The 20,964-nt window shown below is 68.3% G+C and carries 24 protein-coding genes; 7 read left to right on the top strand and 17 right to left on the bottom strand.

Annotated features, from left to right (window positions below):
- Positions 1–51 precede the first annotated feature (51 nt).
- Together ACIOVG_RS08885 and ACIOVG_RS08880 are read left to right on the top strand one after the other, a co-directional pair.
- Positions 52–1,530, top strand: a complete 1,479-nt coding sequence (locus ACIOVG_RS08885; RefSeq protein WP_400871741.1) for a PucR family transcriptional regulator — start codon at positions 52–54, stop codon at positions 1,528–1,530.
- Between the two features lie 63 nt (positions 1,531–1,593).
- Positions 1,594–2,571, top strand: coding sequence for an alpha/beta fold hydrolase (locus tag ACIOVG_RS08880; RefSeq protein ID WP_400871738.1), 978 nt, complete (start codon positions 1,594–1,596; stop codon positions 2,569–2,571).
- On the opposite strand, the gene ACIOVG_RS08875 is transcribed toward ACIOVG_RS08880, so the two are convergent.
- From ACIOVG_RS08875 to ACIOVG_RS08840, 8 genes are all read right to left on the bottom strand, one after another.
- The gene (locus ACIOVG_RS08875) at positions 2,529–2,954 is read right to left on the bottom strand and encodes a cupin domain-containing protein (RefSeq protein ID WP_400871735.1); all 426 of its coding nucleotides are present in this window, start codon (positions 2,952–2,954) and stop codon (positions 2,529–2,531) included. The genes ACIOVG_RS08880 and ACIOVG_RS08875 overlap by 43 nt on opposite strands.
- 104 nt (positions 2,955–3,058) lie before the next feature.
- Complete coding sequence (locus tag ACIOVG_RS08870) at positions 3,059–3,871, bottom strand: hypothetical protein (protein WP_400871732.1); 813 nt, start codon at positions 3,869–3,871, stop codon at positions 3,059–3,061.
- Between the two features lie 84 nt (positions 3,872–3,955).
- Positions 3,956–5,452, bottom strand: coding sequence for a hypothetical protein (locus ACIOVG_RS08865; protein WP_400871729.1), 1,497 nt, complete (start codon positions 5,450–5,452; stop codon positions 3,956–3,958).
- Between the two features lie 60 nt (positions 5,453–5,512).
- Positions 5,513–6,310 (bottom strand): ATP-binding cassette domain-containing protein, encoded by a 798-nt coding sequence (locus tag ACIOVG_RS08860; RefSeq protein WP_400871726.1) that lies wholly within the window; start codon positions 6,308–6,310, stop codon positions 5,513–5,515.
- On the bottom strand, positions 6,310–7,386 hold the full coding sequence (locus tag ACIOVG_RS08855; protein WP_400871723.1) for an ABC transporter permease: 1,077 nt from the start codon (positions 7,384–7,386) through the stop codon (positions 6,310–6,312). The genes ACIOVG_RS08860 and ACIOVG_RS08855 overlap by 1 nt, the downstream gene beginning before the upstream one ends.
- 27 nt (positions 7,387–7,413) lie before the next feature.
- Positions 7,414–8,424 carry a sugar ABC transporter substrate-binding protein gene (locus ACIOVG_RS08850; protein ID WP_400871720.1) on the bottom strand — a complete coding sequence of 337 codons (1,011 nt, stop codon included), beginning with the start codon at positions 8,422–8,424 and terminating at the stop codon, positions 7,414–7,416.
- A 39-nt stretch (positions 8,425–8,463) separates the two neighbouring features.
- Positions 8,464–9,624, bottom strand: a complete 1,161-nt coding sequence (locus ACIOVG_RS08845) for a serine hydrolase domain-containing protein (protein ID WP_400871717.1) — start codon at positions 9,622–9,624, stop codon at positions 8,464–8,466.
- A 172-nt stretch (positions 9,625–9,796) separates the two neighbouring features.
- A complete protein-coding gene (locus ACIOVG_RS08840) occupies positions 9,797–9,919 on the bottom strand; it encodes a hypothetical protein (protein ID WP_400871714.1) in 123 nt (40 codons plus the stop codon).
- On the opposite strand from ACIOVG_RS08840, the gene ACIOVG_RS08835 reads away from it, so the two are divergent.
- The gene (locus tag ACIOVG_RS08835; protein ID WP_400871711.1) at positions 9,909–10,910 is read left to right on the top strand and encodes an ROK family protein; all 1,002 of its coding nucleotides are present in this window, start codon (positions 9,909–9,911) and stop codon (positions 10,908–10,910) included. The genes ACIOVG_RS08840 and ACIOVG_RS08835 overlap by 11 nt on opposite strands.
- A gap of 87 nt (positions 10,911–10,997) precedes the next feature.
- On the opposite strand, the gene ACIOVG_RS08830 is transcribed toward ACIOVG_RS08835, so the two are convergent.
- The 5 genes from ACIOVG_RS08830 to ACIOVG_RS08810 form a co-directional block, all read right to left on the bottom strand.
- Complete coding sequence (locus tag ACIOVG_RS08830) at positions 10,998–12,086, bottom strand: zinc-binding dehydrogenase (protein ID WP_400871709.1); 1,089 nt, start codon at positions 12,084–12,086, stop codon at positions 10,998–11,000.
- A complete protein-coding gene (locus ACIOVG_RS08825; protein WP_400871706.1) occupies positions 12,083–12,751 on the bottom strand; it encodes a TetR/AcrR family transcriptional regulator in 669 nt (222 codons plus the stop codon). The genes ACIOVG_RS08830 and ACIOVG_RS08825 overlap by 4 nt, the downstream gene beginning before the upstream one ends.
- A gap of 65 nt (positions 12,752–12,816) precedes the next feature.
- Complete coding sequence (locus ACIOVG_RS08820; RefSeq protein ID WP_400871703.1) at positions 12,817–13,092, bottom strand: DUF6510 family protein; 276 nt, start codon at positions 13,090–13,092, stop codon at positions 12,817–12,819.
- Positions 13,092–13,817, bottom strand: a complete 726-nt coding sequence (locus ACIOVG_RS08815; protein WP_400871700.1) for a ferredoxin reductase — start codon at positions 13,815–13,817, stop codon at positions 13,092–13,094. The genes ACIOVG_RS08820 and ACIOVG_RS08815 overlap by 1 nt, the downstream gene beginning before the upstream one ends.
- Complete coding sequence (locus tag ACIOVG_RS08810) at positions 13,814–14,407, bottom strand: sulfite oxidase-like oxidoreductase (RefSeq protein ID WP_400871697.1); 594 nt, start codon at positions 14,405–14,407, stop codon at positions 13,814–13,816. Before ACIOVG_RS08810 ends, ACIOVG_RS08815 begins: the two co-directional genes overlap by 4 nt.
- Before the next feature lie 118 nt (positions 14,408–14,525).
- Between ACIOVG_RS08810 and ACIOVG_RS08805 the strand changes: the two genes are divergently transcribed.
- Positions 14,526–15,476, top strand: coding sequence for an NADP-dependent oxidoreductase (locus ACIOVG_RS08805; RefSeq protein ID WP_400871694.1), 951 nt, complete (start codon positions 14,526–14,528; stop codon positions 15,474–15,476).
- 27 nt (positions 15,477–15,503) lie between these two features.
- Here the strand turns inward: ACIOVG_RS08805 and ACIOVG_RS08800 are convergent, their stop codons facing one another.
- Positions 15,504–16,175: a GPP34 family phosphoprotein gene (locus ACIOVG_RS08800; protein ID WP_400871691.1), complete on the bottom strand. Its 672-nt coding sequence runs from the start codon at positions 16,173–16,175 to the stop codon at positions 15,504–15,506.
- A gap of 129 nt (positions 16,176–16,304) precedes the next feature.
- Positions 16,305–16,955, bottom strand: a complete 651-nt coding sequence (locus tag ACIOVG_RS08795) for an MIP/aquaporin family protein (protein ID WP_400871688.1) — start codon at positions 16,953–16,955, stop codon at positions 16,305–16,307.
- A 263-nt stretch (positions 16,956–17,218) separates the two neighbouring features.
- Here ACIOVG_RS08795 and ACIOVG_RS08790 point away from each other — a divergent pair, with 263 nt between their 5' ends.
- Positions 17,219–17,446: a multidrug transporter gene (locus ACIOVG_RS08790; protein WP_400871685.1), complete on the top strand. Its 228-nt coding sequence runs from the start codon at positions 17,219–17,221 to the stop codon at positions 17,444–17,446.
- Between the two features lie 30 nt (positions 17,447–17,476).
- Here the strand turns inward: ACIOVG_RS08790 and corA are convergent, their stop codons facing one another.
- Positions 17,477–18,493 carry a magnesium/cobalt transporter CorA gene (gene corA, locus ACIOVG_RS08785; RefSeq protein WP_400871682.1) on the bottom strand — a complete coding sequence of 339 codons (1,017 nt, stop codon included), beginning with the start codon at positions 18,491–18,493 and terminating at the stop codon, positions 17,477–17,479.
- Between the two features lie 39 nt (positions 18,494–18,532).
- Positions 18,533–19,813: a serine hydrolase domain-containing protein gene (locus ACIOVG_RS08780; protein WP_400871679.1), complete on the bottom strand. Its 1,281-nt coding sequence runs from the start codon at positions 19,811–19,813 to the stop codon at positions 18,533–18,535.
- An 86-nt stretch (positions 19,814–19,899) separates the two neighbouring features.
- Between ACIOVG_RS08780 and ACIOVG_RS08775 the strand changes: the two genes are divergently transcribed.
- Together ACIOVG_RS08775 and ACIOVG_RS08770 are read left to right on the top strand one after the other, a co-directional pair.
- A complete protein-coding gene (locus ACIOVG_RS08775) occupies positions 19,900–20,214 on the top strand; it encodes a DUF2470 domain-containing protein (protein ID WP_400871673.1) in 315 nt (104 codons plus the stop codon).
- A 74-nt stretch (positions 20,215–20,288) separates the two neighbouring features.
- Positions 20,289–20,936, top strand: a complete 648-nt coding sequence (locus ACIOVG_RS08770) for a heme oxygenase (biliverdin-producing) (RefSeq protein WP_400871670.1) — start codon at positions 20,289–20,291, stop codon at positions 20,934–20,936.
- The last annotated feature ends 28 nt before the right edge of the window (positions 20,937–20,964 follow it).

The following is a 20,964-nucleotide window of genomic DNA, read 5'->3' as shown; positions in this document are numbered from 1 at the left end:
GACGTCCAGACAATGTTCCCAGAATCCAGTGATTCGAGCGATACTGTGCGGATGGCACAGTACTCGCTGCGAGATCTTCATGATGACGCGGACCGGTTGGGGCTCCGCCTCGTCGCCGGCCCTGTCGACGACCGCGCCATCGCCCGCGTGGACCTCGCCGCCGTCGATCGACTCGACGCGGTCGCCGCCGGCACTCTGGCGATCATCCCCGGCGAGGAGCAGCCACCGCCCTTCCGCATCGACGTCGCTCTGCGTCAGGCCAGCGCGCGCGGGCTGGCCGGCATCGTGTTCATCGCCTCGCTCGCCCTGGCCGAGACGGCGACGGTGCTCGCCGACCGCGGCGGGGTGCCCGTCTTCTCCGCCTCCGGTCTCGGCGCCGCCGATCTCGCGAAGATCATCGACCGCGCGATCTCGGGAGGCGCGTCCGAGGCGATGATGCGGGGAGCGCAGGCCGTGACGGCGGCCACCGCCGCCGCATCGCAGACCGACAGCACGACCGAGAGCATCCTCGCGGCCGCCGGCGGCGTGCTGGGAACCGAGCTCTCCCTCGAATCCGACCCCGCCGTGTCGTGGACGGACACCGACGCGGTCTTCATCGGCGAAGTGCCGATCGGCCGCCTCGTCGCCCGCAGCACGGATGCCGCCACCGAGGTCTCGCTGCCCGTGATCGCGTCACTGCTCTCCCGTGTGGCGCAGCGCCAGAGCAGAGACCGCTACGCACCCACGCAGTCGCGCGCCGATCTGCTGGTGGAGCTGGTGCTCGCCGATTCGACCAGGGCGGAGGGCTTCGTCGGCCGCGCGGCCCGGCTCGGCCTGCCGCTGCCGCAGTCGCACGTGGTCGCCTGGCTCGCTCCGACCCGCCCGAGCGACCCGGAGGCGCGCGCGCCGCGCAGCGTCCAACCCGCGCTGGAGCTGTTCACGCTGCAGCTGGTCGAGGCGCGCGAGGAGATGTGGCACGCCGCGTTCCTGCAGGACGACCTGATGCTCGTGTGCACGGAGGAACACGGCGCTGGGGACCACCAGCGCCGTGTGCGCGAGGTCGCGATGCTCATCCAACGACAGGCGCAGGAGCTCGCGGGCGGCGACTGGACCTACACGCTCGGGCTGGGCACCCCGCAGCTGGGCGCCCTCGGCGTGCGGCACTCAGCCGCCGAGGCCCGCATCGCCGCGGAGTCGGCGATCGCTGCCGGACGCTTCGGCGGTGTCGAGCTCACCGACGTGACCGGGCTGCGTCGTGTGCTGCTCGACGTGTACGCCTCGCCGATCAGCCGAGAGCTGCTGCACGACGTGCTCCGCCCGCTCGATGAGCTCGGCCCCGAACGGGCCCTGACCTCGGTGCGCACGCTGCTGGTGTACCTCGCGCATGAGGGCTCGCTCGTCGGCGCCGGCAGGGAGCTGATGCTGCACCCGAACGGGGTGGCGTATCGCCTGCGCCGCATCCGGGAGCTGCTGGGCATCGATCTCAGCGACCCCGACGCCCGCTTCGCCGTGGAGCTCGCCTGCCGCGTGCGCCTGCTCGGCAGCAGCTGAGTCCTCGACCCCGCACCGCCAGAATGGAGCCAGCGCACACCGCGGACGATACGCAGTAGGGCGATGTCACATGACCGGATGCGCCGCTGCGACCTAGGCTCGCACCACCGATCGAAGCGCGGACCCCGAGTCCCCGGCGCGCGAGGAGAGAGCATGCCCTACACCGATTCCGCCGACGTGCGCCTGTACTACGAGGTCTTCGGCGCCGAGGATGCGCCGGTGCTCGTGCTCGTATCGGGGGGCGGAGCCCAGCTGCTCAGCTGGGACGAGCGCTTCATCGCGATGCTCACCGACGGCGGTCTGCGGGTGGTGCGCTTCGACAACCGGGACACCGGATACTCGGCGCTGTTCGGCAGCGCCGACGAGGTCGACGGCGGCTACACGCTGTCCGACATGGCGGAAGACGTGCTGCGCATCCTCGACGACCTCGGTGTCGACTCCGCCCACGTCGCCGGGCACTCGATGGGCGGGATGATGGCGCAGATGCTGGCGATCGAGCATCCCGAGCGCATCCGCAGTCTGGGACTGCTGTCGACCATCCCCGGACAGTCCCCTCGGTACGTGCTCCACGGCGAACGGCCCGAACTCGGCGAGGCTCCGGTGCGCCTCACGCGCGCCCAGTCGATGGACCTCGCGGAAGCCGCCGTGCGCGCCGATACCCGCGGTCGGTACGACCCGCAGGTCGAATGGCATCGTGCGAAGGCGGGTGAGGCCTACGACCGGGGCAACTATCCCGAGGGCTACGCACGGCAGTGGGCCGCCCTGCTCCGCGCACCCGAGCGGCTGGAGGCACTCACGTCCGTGACCGTGCCGACGCTCGTCTTCCACGGCCGAGACGACGGCGTGCTGCACTGGGCGTCGGCGGTCGACATCGCCGAGGCCATCCCGGGCGCCGAACTGCAGGTGCACCCCGACATGGGGCATCTGATCCCTCACGAGCTGTGGCCCGACCTCGCCACCGCCCTGCTGCGCACCGCGGCTCGCGCCGACGAGGCGTCTCAGCGATCCGCCTCGGCATCGAACGACTCCACACCGGACTGAGGGAACGGATGCGGTCCGCGCGGACCGAACACGAGCACGAGCTCCGCCGCGGCATCCGATTCGTTCCGCACGCCGTGCGGCATGCCCTCCGGCGCGTAGAACGCATCCCCGGAACGGAGGGCTCTGCGCTCCGCGCCCGCGGTGACGACGACCTCCCCCTGCGTCACGATGTACATCTCATCGGAGCTGGTCGTCGAGCAGCTGTCGGGGTCACCGGCCAAGTGATGATGCTGCCCCTCCTCCGCTCCCGGTTCGAGGTGATAGAGCATCACCGAGGTCGGCAGCGCCGTGGTCTGCCGGAAGTACCACTCGATGCCCACACGCCCCTGACCCCGGTAGAGCTCCCAGTCATGGCTGTCGTCGCCCCGCTTCTGCACGCGCATGTCGACCAGTGTGCGCGGCCGACAGGCCCGAGGGTATGGGGCGATCCCCCATCGGTCCTGCGGGTGCGTGTGCCCTCGCACCGCACCTGCGCACATCGCGCGTGTCAGCGCCCGAGCATCGCGGCGTACCCCTCCCGGTAGGTCGGGTGCTCCAGCTCACCCAGCACGGCACGCAGCAGCGAACCGTCGAGCACCGTGCCGGTCGCCGCAGCGGAGGGGTCGTCCGGCGGCACCTCCACCCCGAGGGTCCGCGCGATGAAGCCGACCACATCTCCGAGAGGAGCCGGGGCGGCGTCGACCGCGTGCAGCACGCGCGGCGGTTCCGGCATCCGCAGCAGCAGGTCGAGCGTGCGCACGAGGTCGGCGTCGTGGATGCGGTTCGTGCGGCGGCGGTGGTTCACGGTCGCGTGCTCCCGCACCTGCCGGATCAGGAACTCGCGCCCCGGGCCGTAGATGCCCGCGGGGCGCACGATGACGGCGTCGAAGAGCTCGACGGCCGCGAGCTCGCCGTCGCGCAGCTCCAGGGCGCGGTCGGACGTGGGCGCCGGATCGTCGCGTTCGGTGATCGGGCGCTCGGCGCCCCAGCCTTCGAACACCCCGGTGGACGACACGAAGACCGTGCGAGCCGGCGCTGCGGGGAGGACCCGGGCGAGGTGCGTCAGGGCCGTGCGGTAGCCGGAGGGGCCGCTCGGCGGCAGCGTCACCACCATCGCCTCCACCGACGGCAGCGGGTCGGACAGCGGAGCCGAGAGATCGGCCCGGACTCCGGTGACACCATCGGGGAGTGCCCCGTCGCTCCGCCGCAGCGCGATGACCTCCCCGCCGTCAGCGTGCAGTCGGGGCGCGAGGAGCGCTCCGAGCTTGCCGTATCCGACGAGGAGCGTGCGGGCGGGGGCGGTCGCGTGGGAGGAAGTCATCCGTCCCAATCTCTCACGCCCGCGATCGGGATGACGGCACACGAAGCCCGAGCTCGTGAAGACGCTCGGGCCCCGTGCGTGGGCTCAGTACCCGGTGTTCGTGACGGAGAATCGCGAGTTCGCGTCGAGGAGCCGCGCGAGGTAGGTGTAGGCGGCGATCTGCCCCACCATCTCCTCTCGGCCGCTGTAGCTGTTCTCACTCGCGTTCAGGTACGTGTGCCCGTCGGTGAATCGCGCCTGCTGATTGAGGATCTTCTGAGCGTGCACGGCAGCCCAATAGTCCCCGCCCTGGGTGAGCCCGGCATCGAGAGGCCCATAGAGCGACGGAATGGTCGCTGCGAAGACATCCATCTGCAAGAAGTTGACGCGATTGCCGTTGCCCCAGTCATTGCCCATGGGGAAGTAGATGTCGGTGATATCCGTCGCTCCGGTCGCCGTACTCGAATACACCTTGCCGCCCGGGGCATTGATCGCGTGCGTGATGCTCGAGTCGACGTTGTACTGCGCGGGCTTGGGTCCCGCCGTCCACGTCTGGTTCACGATCGAGGTGTAGAACGCCGGGAATCCCCGCAGGTCGGCATAAGGAACCGGGCGTCCGGCGAGCGCCTGGTCGACCGCGCCGTACAGGATGATGCTCGGGAACGTCTGGTACTCCGGGTGAACGATGCCGTGGTTGACGACGGTTCCGTCGTTGAAGGCGTTCGAACCGTTGAGCCAGACGTCGAGTCGCTTGCCGTTGATGACCTTCGGGCCGTTGGTCGCGTCGACGTCTTCGGGGCGAGCGACTGCGGCGAGAGACAGCTGAACCCTCTTGTTCATCCACTGCGAGTAGTTCGCATGGTTGGGCATCATCGCCGTGGCCAACTGCAGGATGTTGCCGTCCCACGCCATCTCCTCCGCCTTGGTGTCGCCGGGGATGAGCACAGTGCCGGCGAGGTTGCGGTAGTAGTGCGGGGAGAAGGTGAGGTAGCGGTTGGCCTCCGCTTCGATCATCGTGCGCACATAGGCGCGGTCGGTCGTCGTGAGGGAATCCCACGACAACCATGCGGCGGTCCCTGCGGCGTTGGCCCACAGGGAGGACTGCCATCCGTTCCCGCCCCAACTCGTCGGCGCGGAACTCGTCCCCCACCCACCGGAACTGTTCGAGAAGTGCCGATAGGCCACCGAGGTCGCCAGCTTCACGGTTATCGCCGTCGCATCCGCCGTCGACACCCCCGTTGCGACGGGGTCGTAGGCGCCGAAGCGCAAGGCGGTGGCGAGCGCCATCGCCTCGGCCGCAGCGGGGCGGATGCTGGCCTCATCTGTCCCGCCGAAACTCAGGTACTGGTTCGCGACCTGACTGTCGTAGTTCTTCGTCGTGTTCCACCAGGTCGTCACGGCGAACTTGTTGGAGTTGGCCAGAATCTGCTTGAGCTGCTGCGTGAGGGGATCCGTCGGATAGGTCGTGATGATGTTCGACGCGATGGGAACGACCTGGTTGTCGACCGCGAACGCCGGTGCGGCCGCCCCCAGTCCCACCGCCAGGCTGGCGCTGAGTATGACGGCGATGGACGAGGTCCGGCGCCTGGTTGTGAGTGTCATCGATCTTTCCTTTCTCACGGATCTCACCGTTGAGATCCGTTGGCCTGGAGTTCGCCCGACTCAGGCGGGTGTCTCTCCGGTGACCTTCTCGAAGAGGTCATCCAGCACTTCACCGCCCGCCATCAGGTCGAGGACTTCGTTTCGAGAGCGTTGACCTCGCGTCCACGCGGCGGCGACGCGACCCTGAATGAGCACGGTGAAACGATCACCGATCGCCAGCGCATGACTGGCGTTGTGCGTGATGAAGACGACCCCGAGACCGCGCGCTCTCGCCACTTCGATCTGGTTCAGGACGATGCTCGCTTCCTTCACTCCCAGCGCCGAGGTCGGTTCATCGAGAATCAGCACCTTGGCGCCGAAGTACATGGCTCGTGCGATGGCGAGGGCCTGTCGTTCTCCACCGGAGAGCGTTCCGACCATCTGATCCGCATCCTGAACGCGACGAATGCCCATCGACTGCACCTGCTCCAGCGAGATCTCCCGCGCGCGCTTCATATCGATCCGCCGGAACAGGCCGCGCGCGCGGGTCAGCTCCCGACCGAGGAAGAAGTTGCGGGCGACGCTCATGAGCGGGATCATCCCTACGTCCTGGTGCACCGTCGCGATTCCGCGGTCCTGCGTGAACCGCGCCGACACGAGCGGTGTCTCGACGCCGTCGAGGAGCACCCGTCCCGAGGTGGGCTGATGGATGCCGGACATGACCTTGATGAGCGTGGATTTGCCCGCGCCGTTGTCGCCGAGAAGGCAGTGCACTTCGCCCGCGAAGACGCGGATGGTGGCATCGGTGAGAGCATGCGTGCCGCCGAAGCTCTTGCCGACGTTCTCGAGTTCGAGGACCGGAATCGTCGCGGTGGTCATCAGAGCGCTTCCTTCGAGGTTGCGCGGGGTGCACGAAGGCGGCCCCCGCTCTTGAGTGCGGATTTGCGGATGGCGTCGTTCGCGAGCACGGCGACGATGAGCAGGCCTCCGATGAAGGCGGAGAGCCAGTCGGAAGACCATCCGGTGTAGAACAGGCCGATGCTGACCACGCCGTAGGTCACGGCGCCGAGGAGGATCCCCTGCACGGATCCGTACCCTCCCACGAGCAGCACCCCACCGATGACCGCGACGATGGGCGCCTGGAAGACGAATCCCTGGCCCTGGACCGCGTTGCCCGAGTGGTAGAGGCCGGCTTGGAGCACGCCGACGAGTGCCGCGCCGAGTCCGGAGGTGATGAACAGCGTCAGTCTGACCCTGTTCGTCGGCACTCCTGCTTTGATCGCGCCGTCGAGATTGCCACCCGTGGCGTAGATCCAGCCGCCCGTGCGGGTGCGGGCGAGCACCCAGTAGGCGACGAGTCCCACCGCGATGCACCACACGACGGTGATGTTCAGATCGAGGAACGTCCAGGCGAACATGGTCGCCCACGGTTCCTCGAACGTGACGGACACCGTGCTCACGCCTGCGAGAGTGCGGGAGAGGCCGAGTGCGACGCCGAGCAGGATGTAGTTCGACGCCAGCGTGACGATGAAAGAGGGCAACCGCGTGGCGTTCACGATGAGACCGTTGACAAGGCCGGTGAGGGCGCCCACGCCGAGCGCGGCGACGACGACGACGGGGAACGGCAATCCGAAGACCGTCGATCCGAGCGCGACCGTGATGCTCGAGGCACCGACCACCGACCCGACGGAGAGGTCGAACTCCCCCGCGATCATGAGCAGGCCGACAGGAATCGCGACGAGCGCCAGTTCGGCGGTCGCGTTGATCCAGCCCGCGGTGGCGGCAGGCGTCAGGAAGCCGTTCTGTCCGGCGACGGCCGCGAAGAAGACCAACACCCCGATCGCGGCGATGAGAGCCCCGAACTGCGGCGAGCGATAGATCCTGGACGGTGCGCGTGCGCCAGTGAAGGAGTTCCGCTCCGCGACATCCACGTGAGCGACCGGAGTGTTGGTCATGATTCGTCCTTAGGAGTGGGGCGGGGCTCAGGAAGCGCCGCGGATGCCCGGGTAGGTGGTGTTGACCTCGAGGACAGCATCGACGTTGTCCTTCGTGATCAGGAAAGGGCCGGAGTCGACTTCGTTGGCGGGCAGCACACCGTAGTTCAGGTACTGGTAGGCCATGAGCATCCCGTAATAGCCCTGGAGATACGGCTGCTGGTCGAGGGAGAAGAGCAGCTCGCCCGACTGGATCGACTTCAGCACGTTCGTCGACACGTCAGTCGTGCCGACCTGCGCCTCGGATCCTGCCTGCTTCGTGGCTGCGATCGCGGCCGTGGCGATCGAGGAGCCGAGCGTGAAGATCATGTCGACATCCGGATCCGAGTTGAGCACTCCGGCGATGGCCTGCTGCACCTTCTGATCGTTGGTGGCGTCTTCGCTGGGGATCACGAGATCCTGCACGGTGCCGCCGGCGGCGATGATCTCGTCCGAGAACCCCTGGCACCGCTGCTCCGCCACCGGGTTTCCTGCGATCTGATTGACGCAGACCGCGTTCGTCGCGCCGGCCTCGACCGCCGCCTTACCTGCTTCACGACCCATCGCCTCAGGATTCTCACCCACGAATCCCAGTGCGCCGATCTCGCGCCAGGATGCGCGGCCCGAGTTGGTGACGAAGACCGGGATGCCGGCCGCGACCGCCTTCTCGATCAGCGGCTCGAGGGTGTCGGGGAAGTAGTTCCCGATCACGATCGCGTCAGGCTTCTTCGCGATGGCGGCTTCGGTGAGCTTCGAGTACGTCGGAACGAGGTCGGCGTTGTCCTTCGATGCGCTGTACTCGTAGTCGATGCCGAGATCCGCGGCGGCGGCATCGCTGCCCTGCTTGAACGAGCCGAAGAACGGATCGGATACCGGCCCCGAGATGTTGATGATCGTGAGCTTCTCCGTCTCCGATGCCGCGCCGTCACTGCTGTTGCTTCCCGCCGCGCAACCGCTCAGCACCAGCGCCGCTGCGCTGAGTACTGCCGCGGTGACGGCTGCTTTCCTGGTGATGTTCATTGCTCTCCTTTGAGTTTCTGCGAGGGATTGGTGGTGCTTTCAGGCACACTCACGAAGCGCGGCCATGAGCCGTGACACTCGGGAATGAGGTGTGGACGCCGGTTCGGCGCGGTTGCCGAGATAGGCGAAGGAGATACCGGATTCACGATCGGCGAAAACCAGCGATCCCGTGAATCCGTTGTGTCCGAAGCTCGAGGGGCTCAGCATCGGCTCGCGCGGCGAGCTCAGCATGAAGAGCGATGCGAAGCGCGACGGCTGCTCGACCAGAACGAGGTCCGTCCCCTGGGCGCTCGCACCGGTGAGCGCGGACACGGTCGCTTCCGAGATCAGCTGCGTCGGCCCCGGCAGAGCCACCGACATGCACAGAGCCAGCGAACGCGCATCTGCGACGACGGATGCCGCCGGAATCTCGGCCTGCCACACGGCGGGAGTATCCATCGTCGCCAGGCTGATGAGCGGGTTCGAGTAGCTCTGGCTGACGAAAGTCTGTGCGGCGTCGAGTCGATCCTGTCGCCACCGTGCGATGTCCTCCGCTGCTCCGCCGGGGATATGCGGGAGCACATCTGCGAGGCGATCCTCGGGGGCACCGAACCATGCGTCGGCGTCGAGCGGTCCAGCGATCTCCCGTGCGAAGAACTCTCGCGGTCGGCTTCCACTCACGCGGTTCACGAGCTCCCCCGCAAGGAAACCGATGGTGAGCGCGTGATACCCGAGCGCGTGGCCCGGCTTCCACGTCGGCGGCTGGGCCGCGAGGGATTCGACGCACAGCTGCCAATCCGACAGGTCCTCCAACGACATCGCACGCGTGAAGGTCGGAAGGCCCGCCTGATGGTTGAGTAACTGTCGCACCGTGATGGCGTCTTTTCCGGACTGCGCGAACTCCGGCCAGTAGCTGGCGACTGTGACGTCGAGCGAGAGCCGCGATTCTTCGACCAGGCGCGCCACACACAGGGCGAGCATCGCCTTCGACACGGAGAACGTGAGGTGGAGCGCCCCGCCCGGATAGAGCCGCGTGCGCGTCGCGTCGAGGTATCCACCACGCAGGTCGAACAGCAGTTCGCCGTCGCGGAAGGCCGCGACCTGCAGCCCGATGTCCTCCCCCGCGGTGAGATTGGCGAGCACCGCGGTCGCCATGGGTTCGAAGCCGGCACCGACATGACCGCGCACCCCGATCCCATCTCGGGATTCGAGTACGTTCACGTTGCTCATCGTCGTTGACACAAATCACAACCTAGGGTTGCTATTTATGCGCCACAAGGATCAAAATTGCGCGATGAGCATCCAGGAAAAGCGGAGAATGGTGATTCTTTATGTATGAGTCGCGACAGAAAGGAATTGCCGCCCTCGCGACCCTGCCGGAAGGCGCACGTCGTCAGGCCACGACGCTCGTCAACCACATCGCCGTGAACGGCGCCCAGACGAGGGCCGACTTGATGAAGTCCCTCGGGTGGTCGAGGACGACCGCCTCCCGTGCGGTCTCCGCGTTGATCGACATCGGGATCCTCGTCGAGGCGGTCGAGGCGGTCGGTGCGCGTGGTCGACCGACGGCCTCACTCCACCTCGACGCGTCCGCAGGAATCGTCATCGGCGTCGACTTCGGGTTCCGTTCGCTTCGCGTCATCCTGGCCACCGTGGACCATGCGGTTCTCGATTCGGAGGAGCGCGTCCTCTATCCGGCGTACGGATCGGATGACGGGTTCGATGCCGCCCGCGAGATGATCGATCAGCTGCTGCGTCAGAGGTCGATCGGATGGGAGCAGATCGTCGGGTTGGGCATCGCCATCGGCGGGCCGGTGGACGAGGCCTCCAACTCGGTGATTCTCGAGAGCCTGCTGCAGCCGTGGCCGGGAAACCTCCTCGAGATCGCAGCGTCTCATTTCCCCTGCCCCGTCTACCTCGGCAACGACTCCCGCCTGTCCTGCTACTCGGAGATGCTGTGGGGCGCCGGTCGCGGGTACTCGAGCTTCATCTACATGAAGCTCCACTCCGGCATCGGCGGTTGTCTCGTGCTCAATCGAAAGATCGTCACCGGGGCCACCGGGGCAGCGGGCGAGCTCGGCCATATGGTGGTCGAATCGCCAGGGAACATCTGTCGATGCGGCAGCCGCGGGTGCCTCGAGACAGTGGTGGGGGTTCCTGCCATTCTCGCCACACTGGCGTCGCCGTACCCCGAGGGCCTCACCTGGAGCGATACGGTAGCGCGGCTCGCCCGGGGCGAATCCGCCGTGGTCCGCGCGTTCGACGATGCGTACCGGAGCGTCGGCCGAGCCGCCGGCTCCCTCGCGAACATCTTCAATCCGGAAGCGATCATCCTCGGCGGAGCATTGAGCAGAGCCCGTGAGGGAGTCGCACTCTCTGTCGAGGAGAGCTTCGCGAGGCATACCCTCCCGGCGAACGCGGGCGTCACCGTTCAGGTCGGCTCGCTCGGACGAGACGCCGCCGCCCTCGGCGCTGTCGGGCTGGTGCTGACCCACGGAATCGCATGACCGTCGAGGTGCGAACACAGCCTTGACGGTCTCGGCGGGCGAGGGGCTGTCGCCCCCGCGCCCGCCGAGAGGCGGCGACAGAATCCGTCAGAACGAGGTGATGACCACGCGCGTGATGTTCGGGTCGCGCAGCGACTCGTAGCCCTCGTTGACCTCGTCGAGGGCGATCTCCTTCGACAGCAGCGAGTCGAGCTCGAAGCGGCCCTCGAGGTAGAGCTTCGCGTACATCGGGATGTCGCGCTTGGCCGTGGTCGAGCCCATGTAGACGCCCTGGATGCGCTTCTGAGATCCGATCAGGCCGACCTGGTGCACGTCGATGTGCGATGTCGGGTCGATCACGCCGATCAGGTACAGCCCGCCACCGGGCGCCGCCATCTCGAGGCCCTGCTCGGCGACGGCCTTGGTGCCGACGAAGTCGAACACGGCATCGGCGCCACGTCCGGTGATCTCGAGCACCGCGGCGACCGGGTCGACCTCCTTCGAGTTCACGACGTGAGTGGCGCCGAACTCGCGGGCCTTGTCGAGCTTGTCGTCGGCGATGTCGACCGCGATGATCGTGGTGGCCCCCGCGACGAGGGCGCCGTTGATGGCGTTGAGTCCCACACCGCCCGCACCGATCACGACGATCGAGTCGCCGGCCTGCACGTCGGCGGTGTTGAGCACCGAGCCCGCACCGGTGACGACACCGCAGCCGAGCAGCGCGGCCTGCGCGAAGGGCACCTCGTCCGGCACCTTCACGAGCTGGTTCTCGTGCACCAGGGCCTGCTGCGCGAAGCCGCCCAGCCCGAAGGCCTGACCGACAGGGGCACCGTTCTCGCTGAGACGAGGAGCATCGCCCTCGGCACGCAGCGTCGTCTCCGGGTGCAGGCACTGGAACACCTTGCCCGACAGGCACTTCTCACAGGCGCCGCAGTACTGCACCAGGCAGCCGACGACATGGTCGCCCACGGCGATCTCCGTCACGGCGGGTCCCACCTGCGTGACGACGCCGGCGAGCTCATGCCCGAAGACGCCGGGAAGGGCGTTGCCCAGGTCGTACTTCGACATCGTGAGGTCGGTGTGGCACAGGCCGGAGGCCTTGACATCGACGAGCACCTCGCGGCCGATCGGCGCGGCGATGTCGATGTCTGCGCTGACGAATCCTGCACCGATCTCGCGGACGAGCGTTGCCTTCATTGCTTCTCTCCTTCAGGACGTCGGCCATCGGCATCTCCGGTGACCGCAGGGATGCCGGTGTGCATCCAGCGGGGCATGAGCTGCGTCAGGTGGCGCGCGAGCTCATCCTCCGTCGCTTCGATCTCTCCCAGCACCCACGAGGCGATGACCCCGGTGGCTGCGTGGGCGATGTAGGTCGCGGCGATGTCGGTGTCGATCCCCACGGGCGGCTGCGCGAAGCCGCGCACGTGCGCGAGGATCTCGATCTTCATCAGCTCGGCGACGCGGGATTCGGCGCCGCGCGGCACCGCAACCGCGAAAGCCGCCGCGTAGAGAGAGCGGTAGGCGGCGTAGTGCGCGATCAGCGCACGCTGGGACCGCTCCATGAGGGTCGCATCGAGTGCGGCGCCATCCCTCGGCCTGGACTCTTCCGCGATGTCGTGGAACGCCTGCTCCTGCAGGTGCAGGGCGAGGTCGTCGACGCCGGAGAAATGCGTGTAGAAGGTGGCGCGGCTGACCCCTGCGCGCTCGGTGACGCTGCGGACCGTGATCTCCGCGCCCTCCGCAGCGAGATCGCGGACCGCATCGAACAGGCGGCTGCGCGTAGCGGTCACACGGCGGTCGGACGAGGACCGGATCCCGTCTCGCACGGCAGCGAGGTCGGGGTTCGCGTCAGCGCGGGTCATGGTTCGATCCTACGCCCGTTTCTAGACAGGTGTCCAGAAACGCAGGCGCGCAGCGCCTCCCGCTCTCAGCGGAGCTCGAGCCGGGCGAGGGCACCGATCACGAGCTGCTCTCCGTCACCTGAGCGCAGACAGGTCAGCAGCATGCGGGAGCATCCGCGGCAGAGCAGGATCACGCCCGCGTCGTCCACCTCGGCGATCGCATCGGCGAGCTCGGCCACCCTGTCGCACTGCCCGCACTGCGCCAGAGCGGTCGTCATGTCACGACCGAACAGCTCCCACAGACGACCGCCCGCGGCGTTGCCGTCGACACGGGAGCGTCGACCAGGATGGATATCGCTCATCAGGTTCCTCCGAACCGCTCGGTGCGGATCCGCTCCGGCGGATGCCCCGCCGCCACGAGCAGATCCGCCACGGTCTCGACGAACCCCGTCGGGCCGCAGACGAACACCGTCGGCCGCTCGACAGGGGCGATCGTCGACGCCGCGATGGTTGCAGCGTCGACCCTGCCCGCCGCACGAGAGAAGCCTTCTGGCACCGTGCGCGTGTAGGCCCAGTCCAGCGTGAACGCGTCGCCGGCCAGACCGTCGAGCTCATCGGCGTAGAACGCATCCGCGGGGCCGCGCACCGAATAGAGCAATCGCATCGGCACAGCGCTCGCAGAGCGCGCGTGGACTCTGGCCATGGCGATGAGGGGGACGATGCCGGAGCCGCCCGCGATCAGCTGCACCGGCCCCTCGCGCTCCGGAGTCCACACGAAGTAGCCCCCGATCGGTCCGCGCACCTCCAGCTGGTCGCCGGGGCGCACATCTTCGACGAGGTAGGGAGACACCTCCCCGTCTGGCACCTCGTCCACGGCGAGCTCGAGCGTGGTCGCGGACCCCGCGGATGCCAGCGAATAGGAGCGAACAGCCTGATAGCCATCCTCGGCGGTCAGACGCACGTCGACATGCTGGCCGGCGAGGTTCCCCGGCCACTCCGAGACGCGCAGGTGGAGTATCCGGCCGTGCGAGCCGGCCTGTCGCGCCTCCACCACGGTGGCGGTCCGCCACGATGACCCGTCGGTCACCAGTACCGCTGCTCTTTCCACGGATCGCCGTACATGTTGTAGCCGTTCTGCTCCCAGAACCCCGGCTCGTCCGCCGCCATCAGGGTCAGCCCGCGCACCCACTTCGCGGATTTCCAGAAGTACAGGTGAGGGACCAGGAGCCGGGCAGGGCCACCATGTTCGGCGGCGAGCGGCTGTCCGTCGAACTCGAACGCGATCCAGGCCTTCCCTCCCGTGAGGTCGGCCCTGGGCACGTTGGTCGTGTAGCCGCCGTACGAGTGCACCTGGGTGAAGGCGCCATCCGCGCCGACGCGTTCCAGCAGGTGGTCCACCGCGACGCCACGCCACTGCGTGCCCAGCTTGGACCAGCGGGTGACGCAGTGGATGTCGGTGGTGATGGCGTCGACGGGGAGCGCCTGCAGTTCGTCCCACGACCAGGTGTACCGCTGGCCGTCGAGCCCGACGACCGCGAACTCCCAGTCGTCCGTCGACACGTGCGGCGTCGGCCCCGCCGACAGCACGGGGAAGTCCTCGGTGAGGTACTGGCCGGGAGGAAGCCGGTCGTTCGACTCTCTTCTGCGTGCGCCGAAACCGCGGGAGATCACACTCATGGGCGTCTTCTTTCGCTCGTCGAGCCCATTCCACCACATCGCCTTCGCGGACGCTGCAGGAAAATCGTGCGCCGCGGCTGCGACCGTCCTGCCCGATCCGTAGCCCTATGCTGAGCGCATGATCGTGGATGATCCGGATGCTGTGTCCCGCCGCGTGGTGTTCCGCCGCTTCGGCGGGCCGGAGGTGCTCGAGGTCGAGCTGCGCCCGATCCCCGTGCCGGCACCGGACGAGGTGCTCGTGCGGGTAGCCGCGGCCGGGGTGAACCCGGTCGACTGGAAGCTGTTCAGCGGGCAGCCGCTGCACGACTCCTACGAGCGCAGCCTCCCCTCCGGCAACGGCTACGACTTCGCGGGCACCATCGCCGCGACCGGGGCGGACGTCGAGGGCTGGCGCGTCGGCGACCGGGTGTTCGGCGGACTCCGCTACCAGGCGCAGGCCGACCACCTGGTGATCGACCCCCGCCTGCTGGTACGCGTACCGCAGGGGCTGTCGCTCCTCGTGGCCGGATCGTTGAACGTGGTCGGACGCACGGCGTACGCGAGTGTCGAGTCGCAACAGCTCGCCGCAGACGACGTGGTGCTGGTCAGCGGCGCGGCCGGCGGCGTCGGCATCCTCACCGCGCAGCTCGCCGTCCGCACCGGGGCCCGCGTCTTCGGCACGGCGAGTCCCCGCCATCATGCACTGCTGCGCCGGCTCGGCATCCACCCGCTGTCCTACGACGACGCGCTGCGCGATCACCTGCGTGCCGCAGCGCCCGAGGGAGTCACCGTCGTGTTCGACACGGTCGGGCACGGCACGGTCGACCTCGCCCTCGCGCTCGGCGTCTCCCCGGAGCGCATCAACTCCGTCGCCGACTATGAGGCGCGGCAGCGGCATCCGATAGCCGGGGTCGGCGGGGCGTCCGCCGGTCCCCGTGAGCTCGCGCTCGTCGCCCAGCTGCTCGCGGATCGGGCGCTCGAACTGCCCATCGATTCGGTGCATCAGCTCGGGAGCGTGCGAGAGGCGTACGCACGATCCATCGCCGGTCATGCCACGGGCAAGATCGTGATCACCACGGCGCAGGGGTGACGACGACAGGCGCCCGGCGTCGACCGCTCAGGTGATGGTCGTCGCGACGATGACCGGGGTCATGACCGCCATCATGGTCGCGGCGATCGCCGAGGTCACGGCCAGCGAGACGGCGTCGCCCGCGGGCGATCCGGTCGTGAGCGCTTCGATGCGCCTGCGCAGCTGACCGGACGAGAGCTCTCCGACGTCGTGGCGGAGAAGCGGATGGGCGGCATTGAGCCCCTGCAAGATGGCGAGCAGCGTGAGGTCGGCAGGAGTGGGCGCGGCGGTGCCGGCGATCACCGCGGCGAGCCGGGAGCGCAGCAGCGCCTCAGGGCCGGGATCGGACTCCGGAGTGCGCTCCGCACCCCAGCCGAAGAACCCCCGCTCGCCGCGAGCGAGCACGCCCTGCGCGACCAGTGAGGCGACGACCTCGTCGAGCGGGTCGAGCTTCGTCGAGTGGACCAGCGATTGCAGACGCTTGCCGCTCAGCGGGACCAGTCGGGCGAGCGCGGCGTCGAGCACGGGGTGTCCGGTCGGATCGGCCGAGACGACCTGCACCACGGACTTCTTGCCCTCGGTCACGGTCACCCGACCGTGCAGCGTGAGGTCGACGAGTACAGCGGCGACCTCGCCGAACAGACGGTACGACGCGGCGGAGGTCTCGAGGCGACCGTCCGGACGCAGCAGCAGCAGGTGGAGCTCTTCGACGATCAGCATGACGCCACGGTACGACGCCCGCTCCACCCGCCGCATCCCCCGCAGGACGGATGCCGGACACTCAGCGCCCCGCACACGCGAGAACGCCGCGCACCCCGGGTGGGATGCGCGGCGTTCGGAGAGAGGGTGTTAGTCGCCGGCGGCGATCTTCTTCGCGTCCTCCGTGTTGAGCACGCGGAACAGGATCGCGGCGATCACGGCGCCGACGATCGGGGCGACGAAGTAGAGCCACAGCGAGCTCCAGGCGAAGTGACCGCTGACGGAGAGGCCGAGAGCGACGGCCGGGTTGAAGCCGCCGCCCGAGATCGAGCCGACCGTGGTCGCACCGACGAACACGACACCACCGATCGCGAGGCCGTAGAAGGAGTTACCCGCGGTGTCCTTCGAGGTCGCGACGTTCAGCACGACGTAGACCAGGATCAGAGTGAACAGCGCCTCGACGAGGAAGGCGGGGCCGACCTCGATGACCATGGCCTTCTCGCCGGCCGGCCACACGGTCAGGCTGACCAGCGCGGCGAGCACGCCACCGACGAGCTGGGCGATGAGGTAGGCGATGAGGTCGGCGACGCTGAGCCCGCCGCGCAGGAAGACACCGATCGAGACGGCCGGGTTCAGGTGCGCGCCCGAGATGTGGCCCGTGGCGTAGACGAGGACGGCGAGCGTGAAACCGATGGCCAGCGGAGTCAGCGGGCTGCCGCTGTTGACCGCGGCGATGATCGCGAGGACGAACAGGAAGGTCGCGAGCGCTTCGGCGAGCGCCTTGCGTGCGGTACCGGTCATGAGTGAACTCATTTCTCGTGAGGTTGTGGAGCGATCCGCATGATCGCCCGCGCACTCGGCCGGCTCCCCCGCCTCTCGCGCGACCACAATCTATCGACTCCGAGAGGCCGCCACGCGGGGGACGCGCGGGATTTCTGTGAGAAGGCTGAATGTGACGGAGCCCGGAAAATCAACGGACTGCGCGGCGGAAGGGAAGCGCTGCCGTTCCGCGAGGCGGTGTCAACCCCGTCGCGCTACCTGCGGAGCGCTCCTAGCCTGGCTCGATGACGAAGCCCGATGAGACCGCCGCAGACACGACGCCCGTGCCCGAGATGACGAGCGAGGAGAAGCGTCACGACCAGCTGACCGCCGCGCCCGATGCGACCGAGGCCGACGCGGCCCCGCGCATCGAGGTGACCGAGCGCGACGGCGTCACCCGCATCGACGTCGCCCCGGATGCCGCCGTGCGCCCCGGTCCCGGTCCCGGCATGGCCGCCGCCGACGAGGGCTGAGCGCTCCGGCTCATCTCTGCCGTCGAGGCGTCAGAGCCAGCCCTTGCGCTTGAACACGGCGTACAGCCCGAGACCCATCGCGAGCATCATCGCGATCGCCATGGGGTACCCCAGCACCCAGTGCAGTTCCGGCATGTGGTCGAAGTTCATGCCGTAGACGGTCCCGACCAGGGTGGGCGCGAACAGGATCGCCGCCCATCCGGAGATCTTCTTGACCTCGTCGTTCTGGCGGATGCTCAGCTCGGTCATCCGCCGCATCTCCTCGTTCTGGCGGCGGGCGACGATCGTCGACTCCACCGTCAGGGCGTTGTCGAGCACCGTGCGGAACGTGTTCGCCCGGTCGGCGACGCGCAGTGTGTGATCGAGCACGTCGCGCAGGTAGCGCTGCAGCTCCTCGTCGACCAGGTACTTCTCGGAGCCGCGCAGCAGCGCCTCCAGCATCCCCGACAGCGGCTGCGTCGCGCGCTGGAAGTCGATGACCTCGCGACCGAGCTCGTAGATGCGCTGCGTCGCGTCCACGTCGTCCTCGAACAGCTGGCTCTCGATCTCGTCGATGTCGTTCTCGAGACCCGCCAGCACGGGAGCGTACTCGTCGACGACCTCATCGAGGATCGCGTACAGCACGGCCTCCGGCCCGCGCGCCAGCAGCGCCGGGTCGCCCTCGAGGCGACGACGCACGCGTCCGAGATCCGGTGACTCCGCGTGCCGGATCGTCACGACGAAGTCGGGTCCGACCACGACGTGCACCTCGCCGAACTCGACCTCCTCCGCTTCGTCGAGATAGCGCGCCGGCCGCAGCACCATGAACAACACGTCCCCGTAGCGCTCGAGCTTGGAGCGCTGGTGTCCGGCGAGCGCATCCTCCACGACGAGCGCGTGGATGCCGAACTCGTCCGCGACCTCGCGGATCTCCTCCTCGCTGGGCCGGTACAGGCCGATCCAGCTCATGCCCTGCCGCTCGCGCATCCGCTCGAACGTCTCGCTGAGACTCTGCGGATTCTCCGTGCGGATGCCGTCGACGTAGATCGCGTTGTCGATGATGGTCATCACCGCTCCTTCCGAGCGTCGCCGCAGGTCAGGCCGGGATCACTCCGCCGGAGGCGCGACGCACGTGATCGCGGCGTCGGAGATCTCCTGGTGGTACTGCTCCGCGGTGAAGGGCAACCCGAACTCGGGGGCGGTCTGACCGTCCGCCGCAGGCGTCTTCGAGGCGATCGCCGCGAGCTCCCAGGCCAGGTACTGCGCAAAACGTGCGCCCGAGGTCGAGTTGTTCAGCACGACAGCCACCGTGAAACCGGATTCGGGGTCCGCGTAGGCCGCCGTGGCGTAGCCGGGAGTCCAGCCGTGCTGACCGACCATGGACCCGACCAGAAGGGCTCCGCCGGTCGCCTGGTACCAGGACGGCGCCTTCGAGCCGGACGGCAGCGGGGAGCCGAAGCGATCAGGCGTCTCCTTGGTACGCAGGACCTGCGCAGCCTCGGCGCGGGCGTAGCGCCCGAGGTCGTCGATCGTCGACACGACCCCCGAGTCCGTGTACCCGGAGCTCGACGACAGCGTCGTGATGTCGACGGGGGCGGCGCACTCGTAGCCGCCCTCCACCTTCGGCAGGTACTTCCCCTCCAGGACCGGACCGCTGGACGGCGGCGCTGCAGCCGCCGCGGGCAACGAGGTGTTCGGCAGGCCCAGGGGCTCGGTGACGTACTCCGCGATGAGCTCGGATGCCGTCATGCCGGAGGCGCGCTCGAGCGCGAGTCCCAGCAGCAGATAGCCGGCGTCGGAGTCCCGGTAGGTGGTGTGCGGGGCCACGCGCTCGCGTCCCAGACCGTAGCCGGCCAGTTCCAGGGGGGCCCAGACGCGACCCGGCGTGTTCAGCCACGCGCCCTTCACCGTCGACTCCGATGAGCCGGCACCGCTGGTCCCGTTGCAGAGATCGAGGAGGGTGATGTCCTTCATATCGGCGACGCCGGACACGTACTGGGTCACCGGGGCGTCGAGTTCGAGCGTGCCCTCGTCGACGAGGGCGTAGAGGACGTCGCAGGTCATGAGCCTGGTCACATCCGCGATGCGGAACGACATGTCGGTGTCGACCGCCTCGCCGTCCGGCACCTGCGTGCCGACGCCGGTGACCCAGGAACCGGCCCAGGGCGCCCATACGCCCACGATCGCGCCCGATGTCCCGGAAGCGGCCAGCGCATGCTCGACTGCTTCCTGCATCGCGGCGACCGTGTCGTCGGGGAGGGATCCCTCGACCTGAGCGGGCGGCTCATAGCTGAAGGTGTCCTCCGCAGTACAACCGGTGAGGACGAGACCGAGCGCGACCGCACTGGCCGCGGCGGCGCGCCACCGGCGCGACGAGAGAAGCTGCATGGAAGGAACCCCCGAGAAGATGTCTCCCGAGTCTAGAACGCGGATGCTGAAAGACCACCCCGCGCGAAGCCCCCTAGGGTGTGAATGTGCCTCACTCCTTCGATGCCGACGTGATCGCCGCCGTGCTGCGTCACATGAACGGCGACCACACCGACGACAATCTGCTGATCGCCCGCGCCTTCTCCCCGGCCGACGGCGGCACGATCACCGCATCCGTGATGACCGGGTTCGACGGTGACGGCGGGACGTGGGACGTCACACGCGGCGGGGTCACCTCACCGCTGACCGTGGCGTGGCCGGGAGGCCCCATCGCCGATCGCCCGGCGGTGCGCCGCGAAGTCGTCGCCCTCTACGATGCCGCGTGCGAGCGTCTGGGCATCGAGCCGCGTCCGCACGACTGATCCCCAGGATTCGCACCGGGAATTCATGTGTCCTCGGGTTTCATGACGAGTTAGGTAACCCTTACACTGAGGTCATGTCCGAGATCCTCTCCTTCTCCGCCGCCCTCCGGGAGCGCTCGTCCGGATCCCACTCGCGCAGCGAGACCGCCGGCTTCATGTCCGACCTCCTCAAGGGCGAGGGGTCTCGCGAGGACTACATCGCCCTCGTCGCGCAGCACTACTTCATCTACGACGCACTCGAGGGCGTCGGCGACCGCATGCGCCAGGACCCGGTCGCCTCCGTGTTCCTCAGCGACAAGCTCACGCGCCTTCCCGCGCTCGAGGCCGATCTGGAATTCCTGCTCGGCTCCGACTGGCGCGAGCAGATCGTCGCGCTGCCGACGACTCAGCGCTACGTGGACCGCATCCGCCAGGTCGGCGCGACCTGGCCCGGCGGATTCGTCGCGCACCACTACACCCGCTACCTCGGCGACCTGTCCGGCGGCATCTTCATCGGTCGGGTGATGGCACGCCGGTTCGGCTTCGAGACCAACGGCATCGGCTTCTACCTGTTCGACGACATCGCCGACCCCGCCGCGTTCAAGGACGTCTACCGTGAGCAGCTCGACTCCGCTCCGTGGGATGAGGCCGAGCGGGAGCGCGTGATCGACGAGGTTCTGCTGGCCTACCGCTTCAACACGGAGCTGTTCGAGGACCTCGACCGGGCGCGCGCCGCGGCCTGACACCCCACCTGGGCCGCTGAGCCCGTCG

The sequence above is a fragment of the Microbacterium sp. NPDC087591 genome, from assembly GCF_044743625.1.
In the GTDB taxonomy this organism is placed as follows: domain Bacteria; phylum Actinomycetota; class Actinomycetes; order Actinomycetales; family Microbacteriaceae; genus Microbacterium.
The sequence above is the reverse complement of the archived record's forward strand: the minus strand, read 5'-3'. Positions and strand labels throughout refer to the sequence as shown.